We start from the raw sequence: 17,791 nt of genomic DNA, 5'->3' as shown, positions 1-17,791 counted from the left end.
CCCTGTTATGCTGCCGCGGCACTGTTTCGAAGTTTGATGCGGGTGGTTTTTCCTTGGGGACGCGAGCGTCCCAGACAGTTGTATTGACCAATGCGGGTGCCCTGCCCGCTGCGTGCAGACAGGCGCGGGACGTCAACCGCATCGCGCGGCACCACCGCAAAGACCGAGAACGGCGCCGGATCACGCAGCGTCGCCCGCAGCACCTGCCAGAAGCCCCGCAGCATCTCGGTATCCGCCAAGAGTTGCTCGAAACTGGCGCGGTCGGCACAGTGGATTTCAACCTCGATCCGACCCTGAGCCGTGCGTCCGAATTTCCCCAGCAAGGTGCCCTGCCCCAGTCCGGCGGCCTTGCGGCCAAGGGCGGTACGGCAAGCTTCGTCAACGGGTGCGGCGCGGCCGAAATCGGCGTGCACCTGTACGTCGCGAGCCGTCCACCACGACAGGGTCCGGCGCAGACTGCTCAGGCTTCGGCTACGGGTCTGGAGTTCGGCCAAGAGCGGCAGGGCCGCATCGCTCTGCCCGCAGAGCCGCGCGACGAGCTGCAGGAAACCGTCCCCACCCGCACCTATGTCCTGCTCTGCAACCAGCAAGGCGTGCTCTTCGACCGCCAAGGACAGCTCGGTCAAACGGCGATCAAACATACCAAGGAAGTCAAAGAGTGACCGGTCCCCCGCGTTCAAGCGGCGGTACATCTCTTCGATCAGGTAATCCGGCAGGCCGCCATCGATGCTGCGCAGGCCCTGCAGGGACAGCGAATAGTCATCCGTATGGGAGTGCGGCGCGTGAATCCCTGCATCCCCCATTCCGGTTGACCCGAACGGCGCAGGGTCCACCGCATCCGCAGCAAGCGCACGGCGGAACCGAGGCTCGGCCACGCGCTGCGCCTGTAGTGCGGACATATCGGTCAGGATATCTCTCCGGTCCGTCATGCGGCCTCCTGACTGCCATGACGGCGGGGGAAGCGGATCAGAGGCGCGCTGTCGCCGCGGGCGCGGATGCTGACCTCGATAAAGCGATCATAGCTGACAAAGCTCCCAAGGAACCGGTCAAGCACGCGGGCAAATATCTGTTCCGGCACCGGAAGCACATCCAGATCAAGCACGATTTCGACCAGCGAGCCTGCGGCCAGAATGACATTCCGGCCAATTTGCACCGGCGCGGTCCCCAAGGTGCGGGTGACGTCCACGATCGCCTCGGCGCAGGGGGTATATCCACCGGGCGCGCACAGATGCAGGACACGGCGCAGCGAGGCAGCAGCGTCATGCTCTTCGAGGATCGCGCCGAAATTCCCGTTCACCAAGGACAGGATATCCCACTGCCAACTGGCATCGAGCCGCGGAGGAATGGCAACGGTCGGTTCACTGACAAAGGTTGCATCCGCGATCCCCGCCAGATCAATCCGCGCGGGTGCACCGGGGCGCGGGCGTTCCCCATGAATACCGTTCGAGCAATAGAGCGCGGCGACGAAATCCAGATCCCGTGCCCCGTCAGCCCCCACGGAAAAAGACAGCTCGCGACGGTTCGGCTCCAACTCGCCAACCACGTGGCGCTCTTGCCATCTGACGCTGGAGGTTCCCGCCATGTGGGGCGCGTCGAAAATCTCGGGCAGGCGGCGCTCGCCGTCGGCGCTGAGTTCATAGACCGCATCGACCCGCAGGATCGTCGAGGGAGCAGAGGTTTCCTTGAGCGCCGACACCGGAATGCGGTCACGGGCATAGTCATAGCGCAGCGGCTCGCTCGTGGTCTCGAAAAGGTTCAGGCAGGGGATGATATTCAGCGCCAGATCATCATCATGGGGGGCTGACAGGCTGGCCGCAGATTGGGCCGTCAGAAAGATGCGGATCTCGGCCGAGGGTGTCTGAGGGAACAGCGACTGAAGGGCAAAGAATTTGCCTTTGTCGGGGTAGCACAGGTAGTCGCGCAGGCCCTCCAGACCTTCGGTCTGGGTGTAGAAAACCGGCAGATGGGCGGTGTCGGCAACGTCGATCACGGGGCGCAGGCTGGCCGGTTCCAAAGTCTTCAGGCTGGGACCACTGGCGACATGGGCCGCCACGCACCCGCCTGCCAAAGCATTGCACAGACGGGCATTCCGGCGGCCATCCGCAGTCACGCAAATCTCTAGGCTGGACCCAAGGACTTCGGCCAGCGGCGTCTCGCCGTCCACCGTTTCAACCGTCAGACACAAGGCGGCATCCGAGCGGCGCGTCCCTTCGGGCAGCGCAAAGGAAAATGGCGCGCTTTCAAGGCGCACGCCGGTGATCCGCACGGGGGACACCGACACATCCCGCGCGACCGCGAAACGGGACTGGGGCTTGCCGTCTTCGTCGTGGTAAACGGCGGTTCCACGGGGCACGGTGACACTCCCCTCTAGTGCGCCCGCGTCAACGGCAACCGTCGCATAGCTTGGCGCACCGAACAGGAACCCCGGACAGGCCAGGCGCAACAGATCAAGCGAGATATCAGCACGCGTGTTATCCAGACGCTGATGCAGGCGCGCGGCGATCAGGGCGCAGCTGTCCGCTATACGCTGTAGATCGGGGTCACGGCTCCGCCCTGCAGAAATGCCCAAGGCCCGCGCCTGCTGGGGGTTCGCTTTTTCGAACGCCTCGAACGAGCGGCGCATGTAGTCCAGTTCGGTCTCGTAATACTGGAGGAAGGCGTTCACAGGCTGTCCTCCTCGACCTGTTGGTCAAAGAGCGACAGACGCGTTTCCAGTTCGATCCCCTCTTCGCCATCCGCCATCTTTGCGTCTGCGCGGATGACAAAGCTGACCATGTTGCCCGCCTCGTCCTCTTGCATCTGGACTTCATGCACCTGCGAGATGCGCGGCTCGAACTGGCCGAGTTTGTAACGCAGGGTCCGGCACACCTGTTGCTGGCGGTCCGCGTCGTTCAAGGCCCAGTTCATCGGCACGCCAAAGCACAGATTGGAGGCCCGAACGTGGGGCAGCGTCTCTGGCACCTGCCATTCGGGGGCGACCGCTTGCATCAACTGTTCAACGTGCAGGCCGATCCCTTCGGAGTCCGCTCCGGTCAGGCGATCACTGAGAAAGGTGCGGGCAAAGCTCATCACGAGGCCCTCGCCAGCGGGGCGCCAAGTTCGGTCGCCAGTTGGATTTCGCTGACCAGATGGTCAATCTGGTACTGGGGTTTGATCAGGATATTACAGGCAAAGCGGCCCTGTTCGGCGGCTACATCAGTGACCGACACACGGGCATCGCGCAGCGGGTACTTGGCCAGAATTTCGGGGGCGGCTTCGGCCAGATTAGAGCAGTAGTTCTGTAGCCAGTTGTTCAACACCAGCTCGCATTCGCTGGCGGATTTGATCTGGCCTATCAGCGCGCGGATCTGGACCTTGAGATAATGCACCATGCGGCAAGCGATCAGGACCGACTGGATCTGGGTCAGCACTTCGGACGAGGGGTTCGCCTGCGTGTCCGAAACGGACCGGTTGCCTACAAAATAGAGCGCGTGGGACTTGGTGCTTTCGCACAGAGGGATGAACCCTGCGTCCGACAGGAAGCGGCCAACCCCGTGGGTCGCGCGGGTGCACCCGACCGCTGGACGCGCCGTGGCATCGGGAACGGGACTGGTGTCGACCCCAAGGACAGCGCCCTGCCCCGGACCATCGGCCACCAGTTTCAGGAACCCGAACCACGCGCAGCGGCGGTATTCGGCGACCACCGTGCGGGCAAAGGCATAGATCCCATGCTGCCACAGCCCCTCGGACGTCGAGGGCTTCTGGTCAAACCGGAAGCCGGTGTCATGCTGCTGATAGCGCCCTCTGGCCAGCACGTCTGGCCAGACCAGCCCAAGGAACCGCGCCGCAGGGGTCTGGCGCAGACGATGCCAGCCCTCGTAGTCTTCGGAGCCTAGGATGCTGCCCAACCGGCGCAGGTCGCTCATCCATGCAGCGTCGTCCTCGCCGAAGAAGTCGCGCCCCACGCCGAGTAGGATCGGGCAGGCGCAGTTTTCCCCCAGCGCACACAAAAGCTGCGCGGTGTAGAATTCGTCGTATTCGGTGTCGATATCCATCGACAACCCGTGGTCGACAAGCAAAAGGCCAAAGGGATGCCCCCCCGCAGTCTCCAGCTCTTTCAGCCCGACATTGCGATAGAGGACGGTCTGGCGATCGCCGCTGGCGCTGTTCAGATCGTGGCTGATCTCGTCCCACGACATGTCAAAGAGACGGATTTTGATGTCTGTCGCACCAGCGGCCTCGTGCACGACAGAGGACACGCCCCGCCAGCCAGCCTCTAGGGCCGCAAAGGGCGGAGCGTCGATGATTTCGGTCAGCTGTGCGGACAGCTTCTGGTCGATCCCGATGATCATCCGGCCAAGCCGCGCGCGGAAATCGGCGGTCGTCCGGCACTCGGCCAGAAGACACGCGATGATCTCTGCTGCGGTTGGGTCCAGTTGGGCGTCGGAATCGAGCATGATGTCCTCAGCCGCCGGGGATCTTGGTGACCATACGGACCGAGGTGTGCAGCTCTTCGAGTTGCAGCCATGGACGCAAGTGCGCCACCGCCGAATAGGCGCCGGGACGACCGGGCTGCTCGACGACTTCGATCTTGCTTTCGGCCAACGGAGTCTTGGACCGTTCGGCGTTTCCGACCGCACCAGAATTGGTGTACTGGTCGATCCAAGCCTGCAGGTCACGCTGCAGATCCGGCGCCTCTAGGTTGGACCCCAGTTTGTCGCGGCCAATCACCTTGAGGTAATGGGCAATGCGGCTCGATGCCATGATGTAGGGCAGTCGGGCCGAAATCGCGGCATTCTCGGTGGCGTTGGTGTCCGTATAGGTTTTCGGACGCTGGGTGGTCTGGCTGCCGATGAAAACGCCATAGTTGCTGTTCTTGTAGTGGACCAGCGGCAGGAAGCCCAAATCGGACAGTTCCTTTTCGCGTTCGTCGGTCAGGTTCACCTCGCAAGGGCACTGCTGCTGGATGTCGCCCGCATCGGACTTGAAGGTCAGATTGGGCAGGTTTTCGACCTTGCCGCCATTCTCCAGACCACGGATCGCGGTGCACCAGCCATAAGCGGTGAAGGCCTCGTTCATCTTCAGGGCCATCTCGTAAGCGGCGTTCGACCACACCAGCTGCGAGTTGTCGGTGGGACGCTGGTTGCCTTCGGCATCCGTGTCCAGTTCCTGATAGTTGAAGGACTTGGCCTTCAGTCCGTTGTTGCCATAGGGCAGACGGGCCAGCGTGCTCGGCAGTGTCAGGGCCACGTAACGGCTGTCGTCGCTGTCGCGGAACGCATTCCACGCCGCATAGAGCGGGCTGTCGAAACCGGCTGCCACGGGACGCCCCTCTTCGAAGCGCTCGTAGCTGTCGAAGTCGAACATCTCGTTGCCTGCCGCCGCGATGAACGGTGCGTGGCACGCAGCCGCCACTTCGGCCATGTAGGTCATGGTGGCGACGTCTTCGTCCCCGTAGCCAAAGTAGTAGTCCCCAATCAGCGCGCCATACGGCTCACCGCCCGCGGTGCCGAATTCGCTCTGGTAGAGCGCCTCGAACAGGGGGCTTCGGTCCACAGCGGGGGCATCCTCGAACTGCTCCAGCAGTTCTTCCTTGTTGAAATCGACCAGACGGATTTTCTGCGCCGCGCCGACCTCACTCTCGCGGACGACCTTTTGCAGGCCGCGCCAAGAACCTTCCAGACGGCGGAACTTGTCCTCTTGCATGACGGCGGACATCTGTTTCGACATCATCTCGTCGATTTTCGCGATCGCCTTCTTGATCGTTTCGCCAACGTTCTTGTCCCAGACGACCTGACCGGACATGGCCTGTTCTGTCAGAACAGACAGCAGCTCCTTGGTCGTGTCTTGCGGCGTGCTAGACGTCGCCGCGAGCGCCTGATCCAGCAGGCTGACGGCCTCTTCGGCGGCGGCCGCTGCGCCGCCTTGTGCTTCGGTTTCCGACATTATTCGTCTCCTCCGGTGTTCACGCCAAGCTCGTCACCGAGTGCCTTGATTGCGTCTTCGTCCTGAAGAATTTCCTTGAGCAGTTTTTCCAGATCACGTGACCGGTCGGCCTTGGACATCAGGGTCATCAGCTGTTCACGGGTCTTTGCCAAGTTTCGCAGGGGTTCGACCTTTTCCACGATCGCGTCAGGCTCGAAGTCCTTCATCGATTTGAAATCCAGATCGACCTCGAACTCGGAGCCGTCGTCCTGCAGCTTGTTCTCGACCTTATAGGTCAGGCGCGGTCCGACGCGGGTCATCACCTGATCGAAGTTGTCTTTGTCGACCGAATAGAATGTGCGCTCTTCCATTGGTTCGCGGTCGGTGCGGTCGCCGGAGTAGCCCCCGATCATGCCGATCACAAAGGGCAGTTCCTTGGTCTGCATCGCGCCGCCGGTCTCGACATCGTAGGTGATGCTGACGCGGTTCTTGCTGACCCGTTTCTGTTGGGCATTCAGTGCCATGGGTTAGTCTCCTGCTGGGTCGATTAGGGAAGTTTGGCCGCCGAGACGAGCTTGGCGGTAGCCAGATCGAACTTGATGGTGTCACCCTTCTTGATCTCGCCGTTGTCCTCTTCGTTGTAGTGGGCGATGGCGATCGAGGTGTAGGCGATCGAATAGCTCTCGGCGGGTTGCGCGCTCGAGGCCGACAGCGAGTAGCTGGTCAGGCGGGCTTCCTCGAGGGTGATGATCATCGAAGGCACCATGCCTGCGCCTTTGCGGTCGGCTTTGGTGATCACGAAATCGATGGTCCGGCCGTTGCCGCCGGGCTGGAAAAAGAAGGTCTGGATAAAGGGCGAAGCCCCATCGCAGGTCCGCGCGACGCTGATATCCGACAGATCAACCTGCCCTGTTTCCGCGTGGGTCGACGATCCGACAACGATGCCGATAGGGCGGCCGGCGCCGAACTGGACATTGTCGACGGCCATCAGGCCTTTCTTGCCGCCCACATCGGGGACGGTCGCAGCGCCTGCGATTGTGTCGAGCTTATCGAGCTTCATGTAGATAGCCATGTCTTACCTCGTTAGTTGGATCGTTCAGTTGTCAGGGTCACCACTCGAAGCTGCGCATCGGCAGGTCGGTCGGTTCTTCGGTTTGGGGGCCTTCTGGTGCCGCGGCAGCGGGCATTTCCTGCGCTACAGGCGGGTCAGGGTCCGGCGCCGGTTCCGGTGCAATGACAGGATCCGGTGCGGGCGGCGGGGTGACCTGCGGGGGCGCGTCGTAGCGGGACAATTCTGGCAGGTCAGCTCGGGTGGCAGGCTTGGGACGCCCGGACTGGCCCGAATACTGGAAACTTTCGACGCCGGTCATCACGGCCATGCGGTTGAAGCTGTCGCTGCCCTCACCAAGGAGTTCGCCATACAGTTCAACAATCGACATACGGCCCCAGCGCACGGCACGGTCGAGCATCAGATGAATGGGGGATTGGGGTTCAGTCTTGCGGAAATACCGCGCGAGTTCGGCCAAGGCATCCAGCGCGGCCTCGCGGTCATTTGGTGAGCCTGCGCTGATCGCAAAGCCGCCGCCAGCAGGTGCCGCCGGCTGCGCGGGCGCAGCATGATCGGGTGGCGACGCCTCTGAATCCTCTGCAACGGGAGTGTCTGGCTCGACCACTTCAGACCCGGGCCAAACAAAGCCTGTTCCCTCGGTCAATTGCTGCAAGAGCCGGAGGATATCGTCAATCTGCTTGGTCAAGTGGACCACTGGAACAGGGTTTTCACCGCAGGACGCCGCAACCGTACGCAAGGCAACGTTCAGACGTTCAGCCACCGCCTGCATCTGTTGCAGCGCCATAATGCGCGCAGCCAGACCGTCACTGTCATTGCCTACGGCTGCGCTCATTTCACCGCTCAGACTCGCAATGCCTTCGCCCTTTTCGGCAGATATCATCTGACCATAGGTACAATCCCCGAAAAGCGGCAGATTGGTCAGCGGCAGGCTCAGCAGACCGCCACCGGGGACTTCGCCAACCAGTTGCAAGAAGATGCGCAGCTTGCCGCTATCGACTTCTTTCTTGCGGCCCGCGTCGTCGTCCGCTTTCAGCTTCTCGTCTGGCGGAATGGGGTGCAGGCCATCCCAGCTGCCCTCGACCAGATCGGTCATCGCCCCTAGGGCAGCGGCGGTGTTGGCCAACGGGTCTTTTAGGTGAATGCGGGACGCCACATACCAGCAGAAAATCTCCAGATCCTTGGACTTTTCGCGCAGGCACTGTCCGGCTTCTTCTTCCAGACGGCCCCATGCTTCGGCGTCCGCGGACTGTAGATCGCGATCCTGCAGGGATTCAACCGTCTCGGACAGTGCACGATAGGCGGTCTGTCCCCCATTAAAGGCATTCCGCAGGGCGCGATACGCGGCGCGATCCCCTTTCAGATAGATCCCAAAGGGCGCATCGTCGGAAATGTTGGCCTTCAGTGCGTCCATATGTGGGTCCTCCCCGACCCCCACTGACGCCTAGGGGTCAGTCTTCTTTGACCACCTCGGCGATGTTGATCAGTTGGATTGGCGGATAAAGATCGAGTGCTGCGGCGGTGTCGGCGTTGATGAACACCGAAAACCGGTCGAGCGAGGCAATAGGCATGTCGGCAGGGCTGGCCCCGTCGAGTAGAATTTTACGGGCTTGGGCCGCGGCGAGTTTGCCCACGTTGGCATAGGCATTCGCGACCGCCATCAGCGCCTGGCTGTCCTGAACCATTTGCGCGTAGGCGGTGAAAACGGGCAGGCCCTGATCAATCGCGGCGGCGGTAAAGGCGTCGCGGTTTTCCAGATTGAAGCTGCTGGACCCGACATACACCGCGTCCGCTCCTTGGGCGCGCAACTCAGCCATCAGGGCGGGAATTTCGGCGGGATCAGCCTTGTTCTCGTCATTCAGGGAATATTCGAGGGCGATGACCTCGAACCCTTCGTCCGGCCCCAGATTGACTAGAACTTCAGTATTCAAAGCAGAATTGGACTCGGTTGGATCATTGATCACGCCCACCCGTTTTGGCGCGAAATACGCCTTGAGCAGCGCGATCTGTGTTTCCTCTGGCACTCGGTTGCGCACACCAGTGATCATATCGCGGCCGCTCTTTTCATAGCTTTCGACCACGTCAGAGCGCACGGGATCCGCCACAATCATAAACAAGGCAGGCGTTTGCCCTAGTGCGCTGCCGGTCCCGAATTCCTCTCGTTTGCCCAAAATGCCGGTGGTGACGCTGGTGCCCCATGTGACGGCAAGATCGGGGGGCGAGGCGTTCAGTTGGTCCCGTATGCCACGCAGCAGCGATTTGTCCTTGGCGACATCAATCACGTTCACTTCGACTGGCAAATCTCGATCAGAAAAGAACCGGCGAAAGCCCTCGCAGGCCTCTTCGCAGCCGCGCCAGACCACCATGTCGATCCGCGCAGGCTTATCTGCGGTGAACTCTGCCGCGGCAGGCGCAGCAAGGGTCATCATCAATCCGATCAGGAGGTTACGCATCGGCCACCTCCCCTTTGGACCCAAAAACGGAAATTAAAGCCATCACGAGACCAATTGCAGCGATGGCAACCCCAAGAACAGCAGCGGTGGTCTGATAATCCAGCCGCACCAACATCGCGGCGACCAGAACGGGGCCAGCCACGCTGCCGATCCGCTCTGACGTGCGCAAGAGGCTCAGGGCGCTGGTGCGCGTGATATCCGGGCTTTGTTCGGCAGCTTCCATCGCGGCGACGATAAGCGGCGCTTTGATAAAGGCATGGACCACGCCCAAAGCCGCCACCACCGCCAGAACAGCCGCCACAGAGGCGCTTTGGTACAGTCCCAGCAGCACGATCCCCGACATAATCGTCGCGCCAATCACGATCGCCAGATTGCGGTTCACACGGTCGGCAAAGGACGACGCCAACGGGCTGACGGGGATAATGATCAGCGAATACAGCATCATGATCCGACCGATTTCGGACTGCGATGCCTCGAGGCTGGCCAGATAGATCGGCACGAAGAGATAGAGGAAGCCGGTCAGGATGATCTTGGCCGGAATGGCGCAAAACAGAACGATCAAGACAAAGCGGCTATTCTGGATCAAGCTGGCGATGGCGCTGCCCGCGCCTGCCGGCTTTTTACCGCCCTGCGCGACGCCCACATCGCGGCTGAGCATCATGAATCCCAAGAGACCCGCCAAAGAGGCCAACCCGATCGACACGAGGAACACCGATTTGTATCCCAGCCAGTCCGCCAGAATGCCTCCGATTGCCGTGCCGCACATGGTGGCCGCCATGAGAACACCAACGAAGATCGCCATGCCCTTGGCGCGGTTTTCCTTGGTCAGGATGGCCGCGATGTAACTTTGGGCGCTGATCGTGATGATCGCATAGCCGACAGCTGTGATGGACCGCGCAATGACGATGTCATCCGCGCTGCGGGCTAGATAACAGCCAATGTACCCCGCCAGCGCGGGCAAAAGCCCCAGCAAGAACAGACGCCGGTTGCCGAACCGATCCACCAGCCCGCCCGCAAAAGGGGTGATCGCCGCAATCACGAACATGAAGCACGAAATCGGCAGGCCAACCATGATGTTTTTGTCAAATAAATCAGAGGGCTGATAGTACTCCGCAACAAATAACGGCAAGAATGATTTCTGCAGTTCTTCTGCGACACAGAACACGAACAGCGGGATGCGCGCGTCGATAATCGTCGCTTCGGACGGGGCATCGCGGCGGTCCAGATGATAACGCTCTGCGATCTGGTCCACGGCCTGCACACCCGCGCGGCGCAGGCCTGCCACCCGCTCTGCCAAAGCGGCATTCATGGCATTCAACTGATCGACAAACCGTTTGGGCAGCGTATCGCGTGAGGAATTCTCGTAGATACCCAGATCGCCCTTGGCCCGCAGGCTAATCGCTTTTTCCAGCTTGCGCAGGGGTTCGGTGATGCTGAACCCCGTCAGAACGACAACAATCTCGACCGCAACCAATGTCACCGCCATCAGGATCACGATAGAGTCAAAGAAAACGCTCTGCATTTGTTCGACCACAAAGGCAGGATTGGTATGAGCAATCACATGGCCCACCGCTTGGCCGCCAGACATGATCTCGGCGCTGGCGAAGCCAGCACCCGTGGTCTGACCTGTCGCTATTCCCACAATCGCCGCCATACCGTGCTTCAGGCTGCCTGCAAAGCTGCCAGCCTCGGACGGCATGGACGAAGACACGGCGCTAGCTGGCCCGCTCAGCACCTCAATCTTGCTGAGTTCGGGATGTACCTCGGTCAAATCAGCAACGAATTTGTCAACACCCCTCAGTTTGTCGAGGGGGACGCCGATGGACAGGGCATATTCGATGTCATTGCGAACCTTCAGCGCGACGCTTTCGGTCTTTGCTAGGATAAACGGCTGAAGCTGATCCTCGTACTGAGTGATCGTGGTCAGCACGCTGAGCGCAGCCGCAACCAGCATCGACAGCGCGGTCGCAAGGAAAAGGCGGCGCCCCAGACTGGCGTCGAGACCGGTGGAAGCTCTGCTCATTTCACGCCTCCTTGGCTCGCGTCCAGTTCGGCTTCGGCTTGCTCAAAGAGGGCATTTCCAATGCTCAGGCTGGAGGCGAGTTCTCCTGCCTCACCCACATATTCTTGCTCCACGCTCCCGCGAGTAGGTGCAGTCCCCAGCAGACCAAAGATCGACCCCACATCGCGAAAGAGGTAGATGATCAAGGGGATCAAAGTCGCAGCAACAAGCCCGAAAATTAGACCGTAGTTGGAAATCAGGTTCTCTCGCACAGCGGCGGTGGCCGCTTGGGTCACATCCGTCGGCGCCATCAGGATCACTGCACCCATCACAATGCCAGAGGAGTCGAGCAACGTACGGCCAGAGTAGATCCATGTTCCGCGATCAATCGCGCTCTCTTGTTCTTGAACCGAGAAAACACGGCGCAGAACGGCTGCGCGATCCTCGTTAGGCAGCCCTTTGGCGCCGGATTGCACCAGCGGCTGGCCCACAGGAGACACGACAATTATGCGCGATATGGTCGGGTCTTTTTCAGCTTCGCGTTCAATCAAGGATTGCAGACCGACGATCTCGTCGATGGCCAATCCGACCTGTTCGGCACGCATGACGTTGGCCTCAATTGTCGAGCCAACGACCTGCATCTGAGAGGCTGTCGCCTGCCCAACCAGTGACTTGAATTTAAGGATGTTCAGGCTGAACTGCATTGCCAGCATCGCCGCGACGACCAGCCATGCTGACAGCAATACTTTCAAATAGAACTCTTTGAAAAACAGCATGTTCGATTGTCACTCCGTTAGATTTCGTCACACGGGCAACCAACTAAATCATACTTTTCAAGCTATATTGGGGTGCAAACGATGCACCTGCGAAAGTCGGACTTGTCCCAAGTAAACTCTCGCATCTGTGATCCTGTCAAGGATGGTTACGCTTATCCATACGGATAGGATTTGTGATCAATAGAATGGGAGGCGACGACTTTCATAACAGAACATTCACATTCCATTTATTCCACCTGAGGATTTGTGCCTAACCGCCCACCAGAACGGTCGGACAGCCCAAAACCACCGTTCCGCCATGCGCTGTGGTATCCCCCATGCGGGCAACAGGCTTGCCTCCTGCCAGAACTGTAGCGCTGCCTTTCACAATCGTCGAAGGCGGACCAACGCAGGTGCACATGCTGCCGACCCCCGCTACCGGGACGTTGGCGATCAGGACCATGGGCGTCGCAAATAACGAGATCGGCCCGCCCACATGGGGCACGATGCCCGTGACCATCGGGCAGACAGTCATATCCCCAACGCGCGCCGCCAGCATCAGCGCTCTCCCTCCAGGCAGGGCCACGCGCCGCCCGCGACCGCCAGTCCGGTTTCGCGCACGCGCTGGACGAAAGCCGCCCGTTCATCGTCGTCCAAAGGCGCTAGCAGTCCCACCGCGCCAAGCAGGGCCTTGGCGTGTAGATAAGGCTGGGGCAGGACAACAGGCAGATCCGGCGCGACGATACTGCCCGACCCGTTCCAGAACACCGCATGGCACAGCCAGCCAAAGGGGTCTTCGGTCCCGATGGCGTCGGCCAGATCACCGCATCGGCGGCGTGTGCGCTCTGTTGGCTCGTCGATCCAGACCCGCACCGTATTCCGCGCGCTAACCGCATCGGGCGAGGTTTTAAGGGCGTCTGCCAATAGGGTTAATGCCCAACACAGGCCCTCTCGGGGCGGCAAGGCATGAGCAAAGAAGTTGATCAGGTCAAAGATGGTTTCCGGCGTACTTAGGGCAGACACCGCGTCCTCCGGTGTCATCTCTGGCAGGGCGACGGCCGCGCCGGTGTCTGACAGTTCAAAGCGGCTCAGGATATCTGCGCAGGTCTCAAAGGGGATCTTTTTCATCGCCGTCACCTCAGTTCACCTTCACCAGAGCGCCCTTGATCTGGGTCATCCCGCCCCCCTCGACCGAGGCCATCGCCGAGCCTTTGAGCTTTGCCATGACGGACCCTTCGGCATTCAGTTGCGCGCCTTTCAGGTTTAGCGGGCCTGTAGCCTGCACATCCCCCTGCCCGCCCGAAATCGCGAATTTGGCAGAGCCCTTGGCGGTCAGTTGCGTGCTATCGAGCGTGAGTTTGCTGCCTTTGATCGTGATCCCCGAAGAGGTCAATTCAATCGAGCTACTCCCGACCTTGAGCGTGATCTTGCTCTTGCCGGTCAAGGTGATGTTCTGCGCGTCGATCGTCAGATCCTTGGTGATGTCCACATCCCAGGACTTTTCGACCTTGCGCGTCGCTTCGCCCTTGATCGTGGTCTTTTCGTCCTTGGTCACCGTGGTCGTGGCCGTATCCTGAACCGTAAGTTCATAATCCTTGGCCGCATTCAACGTCAGTTTCTCTTTGTCCTGCAAATCGTCAAAGATCAGCTCGTTCGGCTTGCCCTTCAGTTTGGTCGAATAACCGGTCTGCGTGGTGTTCGCCTTGGCAAAGGGGGGCTTGTTCTTCGCGTTGTAAATCTGGCCCGTGATGACCGGACAATCGGGATCGCCATGCAGAAAGGACACTAGAACCTCGTGCCCGATCCGCGGGGTGAATTGCCCGCCATAGCCCTTGCCAGCATAGGTCTCTGCCACGCTGATCCAGCCCGTAGTGTCTTTGGTTTCCTTGCTCTGGTCCCAGAAGAATTTGACCTTCACGCGGCCTTCTGCATCACAAGCGACCTCGCCATCATTGCCGCCCACGACCAGCGCATTGTGGACCCCCGCGATCAGCGGCTTGGGCAAATGGGGCGGCAGATAGGGCGCCTCTTTAGGTGCGGCACGGAAGGTCGTGCTTAGCCCGTTGCCGCTTGCCGCGAACTCCAGGTGGCTGACCACATAGCTGCCCTTCATGTCGGCATCCGCAACCTTGGCCAGTTTGAGCGCCTGCCCCAGAAACAGCGCAGGATGATCCGTGCTGCCGGACAGACGGCTTTCGGCGCCCTGAACCTGGCGGGCAAAGGTCTTGGCATCGGTTTTCACACCGTCCCCACGATCGGCCCGGTATTCCACAACAGTGGGCGTTCCGGTCATCTTGGTCTCGGTCGAGTCCGTCGGCCCACCTAGGGCCTGCGCAGCCTTGGCAGCGTCATAGCTGGTCAGACTGACCTTACCGGTCACAATCTGCCGTCCCAATCCCAACCTATGCGCTTGAAAGAGGTTGGGGTCCGCGTTGGCCGGATCCGTCAATTCAACCCCGCCGCTCTTGTTCGCGGGAAAGGGTTTGTCAGTGTCGTGCACCAGCATGGTCGCCCCTGCCGAGCCATCGTGGAAATAGTAAACCAGTCCATCCTCGGCCAAGAGCCGTTCGACAAAGCTCAGGTCGTTCTCGTTGTACTGGATGCAGGTCGCGCGCTTTGGCGGGGTCGCGGTCACCGAGAGCGTCGCCCGCTTCATCCCGTTCCGCTCCAGCACATCGTTCAGAATCTCGACGCTGGACTTGTTCTGGTAGATGACGCTCGCGCTGCTGTAGGCGAGCAAAATCAGAAAGGGCCGGACAATCAGCCGTGCGCGCTGCCGATCCGCCAAAGCATTGCCGGTGTCGGTCAACAGCTCAACGTCTGTGACAATACCCGCAAAAGTGCGCGGTTCTATTCCAGCAGCGTTGGTGGCGGGGGGCAAGGAAATCTCGGCGGGTTTGCCAATGTAATCCGCGATCTTGGCCGTCACTTCGGACAGTTCGATCACGTATTCCGGCAGGCTCGATATCTGCTCTCGTCCAGAGAACGCATCGGCCCCCAGTTTGTCTTTACCGTCAATCGAGATGAACGCTGCGAAGGATGTCGCCATAGGTCTGCTTGTTCAAAGAATGTGGAAAACACGCTGAACTGAGAAATTCCGATAAATCGGCGCCTCGTTTACTCTGGTAAAGTCATGTCCCTCTGACAAGTGTCCAAAAGAAAGCAAAGATCAATCATGATCAGGATCGATACCAGAGAACTGACGCGGAGGTTGCTACTTTACGAGTGAATACCGAACTGAGCAGCCTCATCTGACTGGTCCATTTTGAATGTTTGGGTCAGGATGCATTGATTTCAGTTTCTCTACGTGATTCACGCCTCCGAAAACGGAGCGATGACATGAGCGATCTCTTTTGGCTGACCGACGCGCAGATGGCACGTCTGGCTCCCTTCTTTCCCAAGTCACACGGGAACCCTCGGGTTGATGACAAGCGGGTACTGAGCGGGATTATCTTCATCAATCGCAATGGCTTGCGTTGGCGTGACGCTCCTGCTGCATATGGCCCTCATAAAACACTTTACAGCCGCTGGAAGCGTTGGAGCGAAAAGGGCATCTTCGCACGTATCATGGCCGGGCTGGCGGCGGAACACGGTGAGAAGACGACTGCAATGATTGATGCGACATACCTCAAGGCCCACCGAACGGCGACCAGCATGGCCGCGAAAAAAGGGGGCGTGGTCGCCTGATCGAACGAACCAAAGGCGGGATGAACCGTTGCCCGGTAGGGCATTGCGCAGCAATGGCCCGAAAGGGACCAAACTGCACACCATCTGCGACAGTCAGGGACGACCGATCGACCTGTTCCTCACCGCTGGACACGTCAGCGATTATATCAGAGCACGGGCGCTGCTCAGCGAGCTCCCAGATGTCAAATAGCTACTCGGAGATCGTGGCTAGACGCTGACTGGTTCAGAGAAGCGTTGCAGGACAACGGGATACGCGCCTGCGACCCAGGCCGTGAGAAACGCAAGACGACGGTCAAATATGGCAAGCGAAGATACAAGCGGCGCAACCGCATCGAGATCATGTTCGGCAGGCTCAAGGACTGGAGGCGCGTCGCGACCCGCTATGACCGATGCCCCAAGGTGTTCCTCTCAGCCATCGTCCTCGCGGCTTTCGTCATTTACTGGTTATGAATACTGCCCCTAGTAGAACTCTGTATTAGGTGCCCGCTGCTTGAGACTTGTGGCGCCAGTTTGGCGGTTCCAGCCAGTGCTCACTCAATCAATACCAGTTTCAGCGCACATCGGTGCAGTAGCCCGTCATAGGCCATACGTGCAGACAAATTATATTAGTGTTCAGCGACTTAACTGTCAAATGCTACCCGCTATGTGTTCTCGGTAACTGCCCGAGCCACATTTCAATCTCGTCCGCATACCATCCCACACATCGTGTGCTGAGCTTAACGGAAGACGGGAACTCGCCCTTGACCTGCTTCCTGTAAATTGTTGCGCGACTGAGTTGCGTTCTTTCGCAGACAGCGCGGATTTTTATAATTTTTCTTGTCTCCATACTGGACTGATCCTTTTATGAGGACAGTCTTACATCAAAATGTTTGCGCTTAAATTAACGTATGCAAAATATAGAATGCATAGACTTCACTTGAGCATCGCACCTAGGAGCGATGCTATGTAACTTTGAGAACATCCGATTTTGAGAAAACATAATCGCCCCACGCGTTCATCATTTTCTTCCGCTGCTCAAGATGGCGGGTGCGATAATAGGGTCTGACAGCGCCTCCTTTGATCGCATGAGCAAGGGCTGCCTCGGCGACCTCAAACGGATACCCGTTTTCCGCAGCCCAGTCGCGAAACGTCGAGCGGAAACCATGGGTCGTCGCTGTGCGTCCCAGAACGTCTCCAACAATGTTGTTGTCACGCAGAACTTTCGTGAGGGTAATGTCGCTGAGCGGTCCGCGTGTGCTCGCGCGAAAGACTTCTTTATAGTCGTTGTCGGAGGAACCACGCTGATGGTTCAGAATTCTAAGCGCTTGGTCGCTTAACGGGACTTCATGGGGGGCACCTGTTTTGGTGTTCTCGGCAGGGATGTGCCACATCCGCTCGGCGAAATCGATCTGATCCCAAGTCAATTTGCGGACCTCCCCAGAACGGGTGGCCGTCAAGATCACAAAGGTGAGTGCACTACGACCTGCAGAGACCTTTTGTGGATCGGGATAGATCACCTGCATGACATCCGGCAGATCACGATAAGGAACCGCGCAGTGATGTGCACTAGACGCCTTCTTTTGCTGTGGCAGCAGTTTCTTGACCGATTGAAGCGGATTGGCTTGGATGAGCTGTTCCGCAATACAGTGCTCCATGACCGCATGGCAGCGCTGCCTCACACGATCTGCGGTTTCTGGGGTCTTCAACCAAATTGGCTTAAGGACTTCGGCAAAGTCAGATGGGGTCAGCCTGTCAACCGGCAGGTTTCCAAGACGTGGATATGCATGTTGCCGCAGCGTGTTGATTGAGCTACCCCCCGAAATTCGGACACTGACATAAGCTACAATATGCAGTCTGCTGATCTTCAACACGAAGGAGATCAGAGATGTCTAAACGCAAGCAGCATGCGCCGGAGTTCAAGGCGAAGGTCGCGCTGGAGGCCTTG

16 protein-coding genes and 1 pseudogene are annotated in these 17,791 nt (G+C 59.4%); 1 reads left to right on the top strand and 16 read right to left on the bottom strand.

Features of this window, described 5'->3' with window-relative positions:
- Window positions 1-5 precede the first annotated feature (5 nt).
- The 14 genes from AB9K37_RS07220 to AB9K37_RS07155 all read right to left on the bottom strand — a co-directional run bounded on the left by AB9K37_RS07220 (window position 6) and on the right by AB9K37_RS07155 (window position 15,229).
- Complete coding sequence (locus tag AB9K37_RS07220; protein ID WP_369836543.1) at window positions 6-929, bottom strand: type VI secretion system baseplate subunit TssG; 924 nt, start codon at window positions 927-929, stop codon at window positions 6-8.
- Complete coding sequence (locus AB9K37_RS07215; protein ID WP_369836540.1) at window positions 926-2,665, bottom strand: type VI secretion system baseplate subunit TssF; 1,740 nt, start codon at window positions 2,663-2,665, stop codon at window positions 926-928. The genes AB9K37_RS07220 and AB9K37_RS07215 overlap by 4 nt, the downstream gene beginning before the upstream one ends.
- Window positions 2,662-3,069 (bottom strand): GPW/gp25 family protein, encoded by a 408-nt coding sequence (locus tag AB9K37_RS07210; protein ID WP_369836537.1) that lies wholly within the window; start codon window positions 3,067-3,069, stop codon window positions 2,662-2,664. Before AB9K37_RS07210 ends, AB9K37_RS07215 begins: the two co-directional genes overlap by 4 nt.
- Complete coding sequence (locus tag AB9K37_RS07205) at window positions 3,069-4,436, bottom strand: type VI secretion system contractile sheath domain-containing protein (protein ID WP_369836535.1); 1,368 nt, start codon at window positions 4,434-4,436, stop codon at window positions 3,069-3,071. Before AB9K37_RS07205 ends, AB9K37_RS07210 begins: the two co-directional genes overlap by 1 nt.
- A gap of 7 nt (window positions 4,437-4,443) precedes the next feature.
- Window positions 4,444-5,925: a type VI secretion system contractile sheath large subunit gene (gene tssC, locus AB9K37_RS07200; RefSeq protein ID WP_369836532.1), complete on the bottom strand. Its 1,482-nt coding sequence runs from the start codon at window positions 5,923-5,925 to the stop codon at window positions 4,444-4,446.
- Window positions 5,925-6,428 carry a type VI secretion system contractile sheath small subunit gene (tssB, locus tag AB9K37_RS07195; protein WP_369836529.1) on the bottom strand — a complete coding sequence of 168 codons (504 nt, stop codon included), beginning with the start codon at window positions 6,426-6,428 and terminating at the stop codon, window positions 5,925-5,927. Before tssB ends, tssC begins: the two co-directional genes overlap by 1 nt.
- Window positions 6,429-6,451: 23 nt before the next feature.
- Complete coding sequence (locus tag AB9K37_RS07190) at window positions 6,452-6,976, bottom strand: type VI secretion system tube protein Hcp (protein WP_369836527.1); 525 nt, start codon at window positions 6,974-6,976, stop codon at window positions 6,452-6,454.
- A 37-nt stretch (window positions 6,977-7,013) separates the two neighbouring features.
- Window positions 7,014-8,384: an ImpA family type VI secretion system protein gene (locus AB9K37_RS07185; protein WP_369836525.1), complete on the bottom strand. Its 1,371-nt coding sequence runs from the start codon at window positions 8,382-8,384 to the stop codon at window positions 7,014-7,016.
- A 37-nt stretch (window positions 8,385-8,421) separates the two neighbouring features.
- A complete protein-coding gene (locus AB9K37_RS07180; RefSeq protein WP_369836522.1) occupies window positions 8,422-9,423 on the bottom strand; it encodes an ABC transporter substrate-binding protein in 1,002 nt (333 codons plus the stop codon).
- A complete protein-coding gene (locus AB9K37_RS07175) occupies window positions 9,416-11,446 on the bottom strand; it encodes an MFS transporter (RefSeq protein WP_369836519.1) in 2,031 nt (676 codons plus the stop codon). Before AB9K37_RS07175 ends, AB9K37_RS07180 begins: the two co-directional genes overlap by 8 nt.
- Entirely contained in the window at window positions 11,443-12,201 is a 759-nt protein-coding gene (locus AB9K37_RS07170) for a hypothetical protein (protein ID WP_369836516.1), read from the bottom strand. The genes AB9K37_RS07175 and AB9K37_RS07170 overlap by 4 nt, the downstream gene beginning before the upstream one ends.
- A gap of 250 nt (window positions 12,202-12,451) precedes the next feature.
- A complete protein-coding gene (locus AB9K37_RS07165; RefSeq protein WP_177218651.1) occupies window positions 12,452-12,739 on the bottom strand; it encodes a PAAR domain-containing protein in 288 nt (95 codons plus the stop codon).
- Complete coding sequence (locus AB9K37_RS07160; protein ID WP_369836514.1) at window positions 12,739-13,308, bottom strand: hypothetical protein; 570 nt, start codon at window positions 13,306-13,308, stop codon at window positions 12,739-12,741. Before AB9K37_RS07160 ends, AB9K37_RS07165 begins: the two co-directional genes overlap by 1 nt.
- A gap of 10 nt (window positions 13,309-13,318) precedes the next feature.
- Window positions 13,319-15,229, bottom strand: a complete 1,911-nt coding sequence (locus AB9K37_RS07155) for a type VI secretion system Vgr family protein (protein WP_369836512.1) — start codon at window positions 15,227-15,229, stop codon at window positions 13,319-13,321.
- A gap of 290 nt (window positions 15,230-15,519) precedes the next feature.
- Here AB9K37_RS07155 and AB9K37_RS07150 point away from each other — a divergent pair.
- Window positions 15,520-16,317 (top strand): annotated as a pseudogene (locus AB9K37_RS07150) (IS5 family transposase).
- A 184-nt stretch (window positions 16,318-16,501) separates the two neighbouring features.
- Here AB9K37_RS07150 and AB9K37_RS07145 read toward each other — a convergent pair.
- Both AB9K37_RS07145 and AB9K37_RS07140 read right to left on the bottom strand, forming a co-directional pair.
- Window positions 16,502-16,693: a helix-turn-helix transcriptional regulator gene (locus AB9K37_RS07145; RefSeq protein WP_369836510.1), complete on the bottom strand. Its 192-nt coding sequence runs from the start codon at window positions 16,691-16,693 to the stop codon at window positions 16,502-16,504.
- 115 nt (window positions 16,694-16,808) lie between these two features.
- Window positions 16,809-17,717: a tyrosine-type recombinase/integrase gene (locus AB9K37_RS07140; protein WP_369836507.1), complete on the bottom strand. Its 909-nt coding sequence runs from the start codon at window positions 17,715-17,717 to the stop codon at window positions 16,809-16,811.
- Between the last annotated feature and the right edge of the window lie 74 nt (window positions 17,718-17,791).

The organism is Donghicola sp. XS_ASV15 (assembly GCF_041224595.1).
Classification (GTDB): Bacteria; Pseudomonadota; Alphaproteobacteria; order Rhodobacterales; family Rhodobacteraceae; genus Donghicola.
This window is presented reverse-complemented; position numbering and strand designations above follow the sequence as displayed.

What these genes read in the sequence shown, in the direction of transcription:
- AB9K37_RS07210 (WP_369836537.1), bottom strand. Translation starts at nt 3,069, where the DNA reads ATGAGCTTTGCCCGCACCTTTCTCAGTGATCGCCTGACCGGAGCGGAC.
- AB9K37_RS07155 (WP_369836512.1), bottom strand. Translation starts at nt 15,229, where the DNA reads ATGGCGACATCCTTCGCAGCGTTCATCTCGATTGACGGTAAAGACAAA.
- tssC (WP_369836532.1), bottom strand. Translation starts at nt 5,925, where the DNA reads ATGTCGGAAACCGAAGCACAAGGCGGCGCAGCGGCCGCCGCCGAAGAG.
- AB9K37_RS07220 (WP_369836543.1), bottom strand. Translation starts at nt 929, where the DNA reads ATGACGGACCGGAGAGATATCCTGACCGATATGTCCGCACTACAGGCG.
- AB9K37_RS07185 (WP_369836525.1), bottom strand. Translation starts at nt 8,384, where the DNA reads ATGGACGCACTGAAGGCCAACATTTCCGACGATGCGCCCTTTGGGATC.
- AB9K37_RS07170 (WP_369836516.1), bottom strand. Translation starts at nt 12,201, where the DNA reads ATGCTGTTTTTCAAAGAGTTCTATTTGAAAGTATTGCTGTCAGCATGG.
- AB9K37_RS07145 (WP_369836510.1), bottom strand. Translation starts at nt 16,693, where the DNA reads ATGGAGACAAGAAAAATTATAAAAATCCGCGCTGTCTGCGAAAGAACG.
- AB9K37_RS07180 (WP_369836522.1), bottom strand. Translation starts at nt 9,423, where the DNA reads ATGCGTAACCTCCTGATCGGATTGATGATGACCCTTGCTGCGCCTGCC.
- AB9K37_RS07205 (WP_369836535.1), bottom strand. Translation starts at nt 4,436, where the DNA reads ATGCTCGATTCCGACGCCCAACTGGACCCAACCGCAGCAGAGATCATC.
- AB9K37_RS07165 (WP_177218651.1), bottom strand. Translation starts at nt 12,739, where the DNA reads ATGCTGGCGGCGCGCGTTGGGGATATGACTGTCTGCCCGATGGTCACG.
- AB9K37_RS07160 (WP_369836514.1), bottom strand. Translation starts at nt 13,308, where the DNA reads ATGAAAAAGATCCCCTTTGAGACCTGCGCAGATATCCTGAGCCGCTTT.
- tssB (WP_369836529.1), bottom strand. Translation starts at nt 6,428, where the DNA reads ATGGCACTGAATGCCCAACAGAAACGGGTCAGCAAGAACCGCGTCAGC.
- AB9K37_RS07175 (WP_369836519.1), bottom strand. Translation starts at nt 11,446, where the DNA reads ATGAGCAGAGCTTCCACCGGTCTCGACGCCAGTCTGGGGCGCCGCCTT.
- AB9K37_RS07190 (WP_369836527.1), bottom strand. Translation starts at nt 6,976, where the DNA reads ATGGCTATCTACATGAAGCTCGATAAGCTCGACACAATCGCAGGCGCT.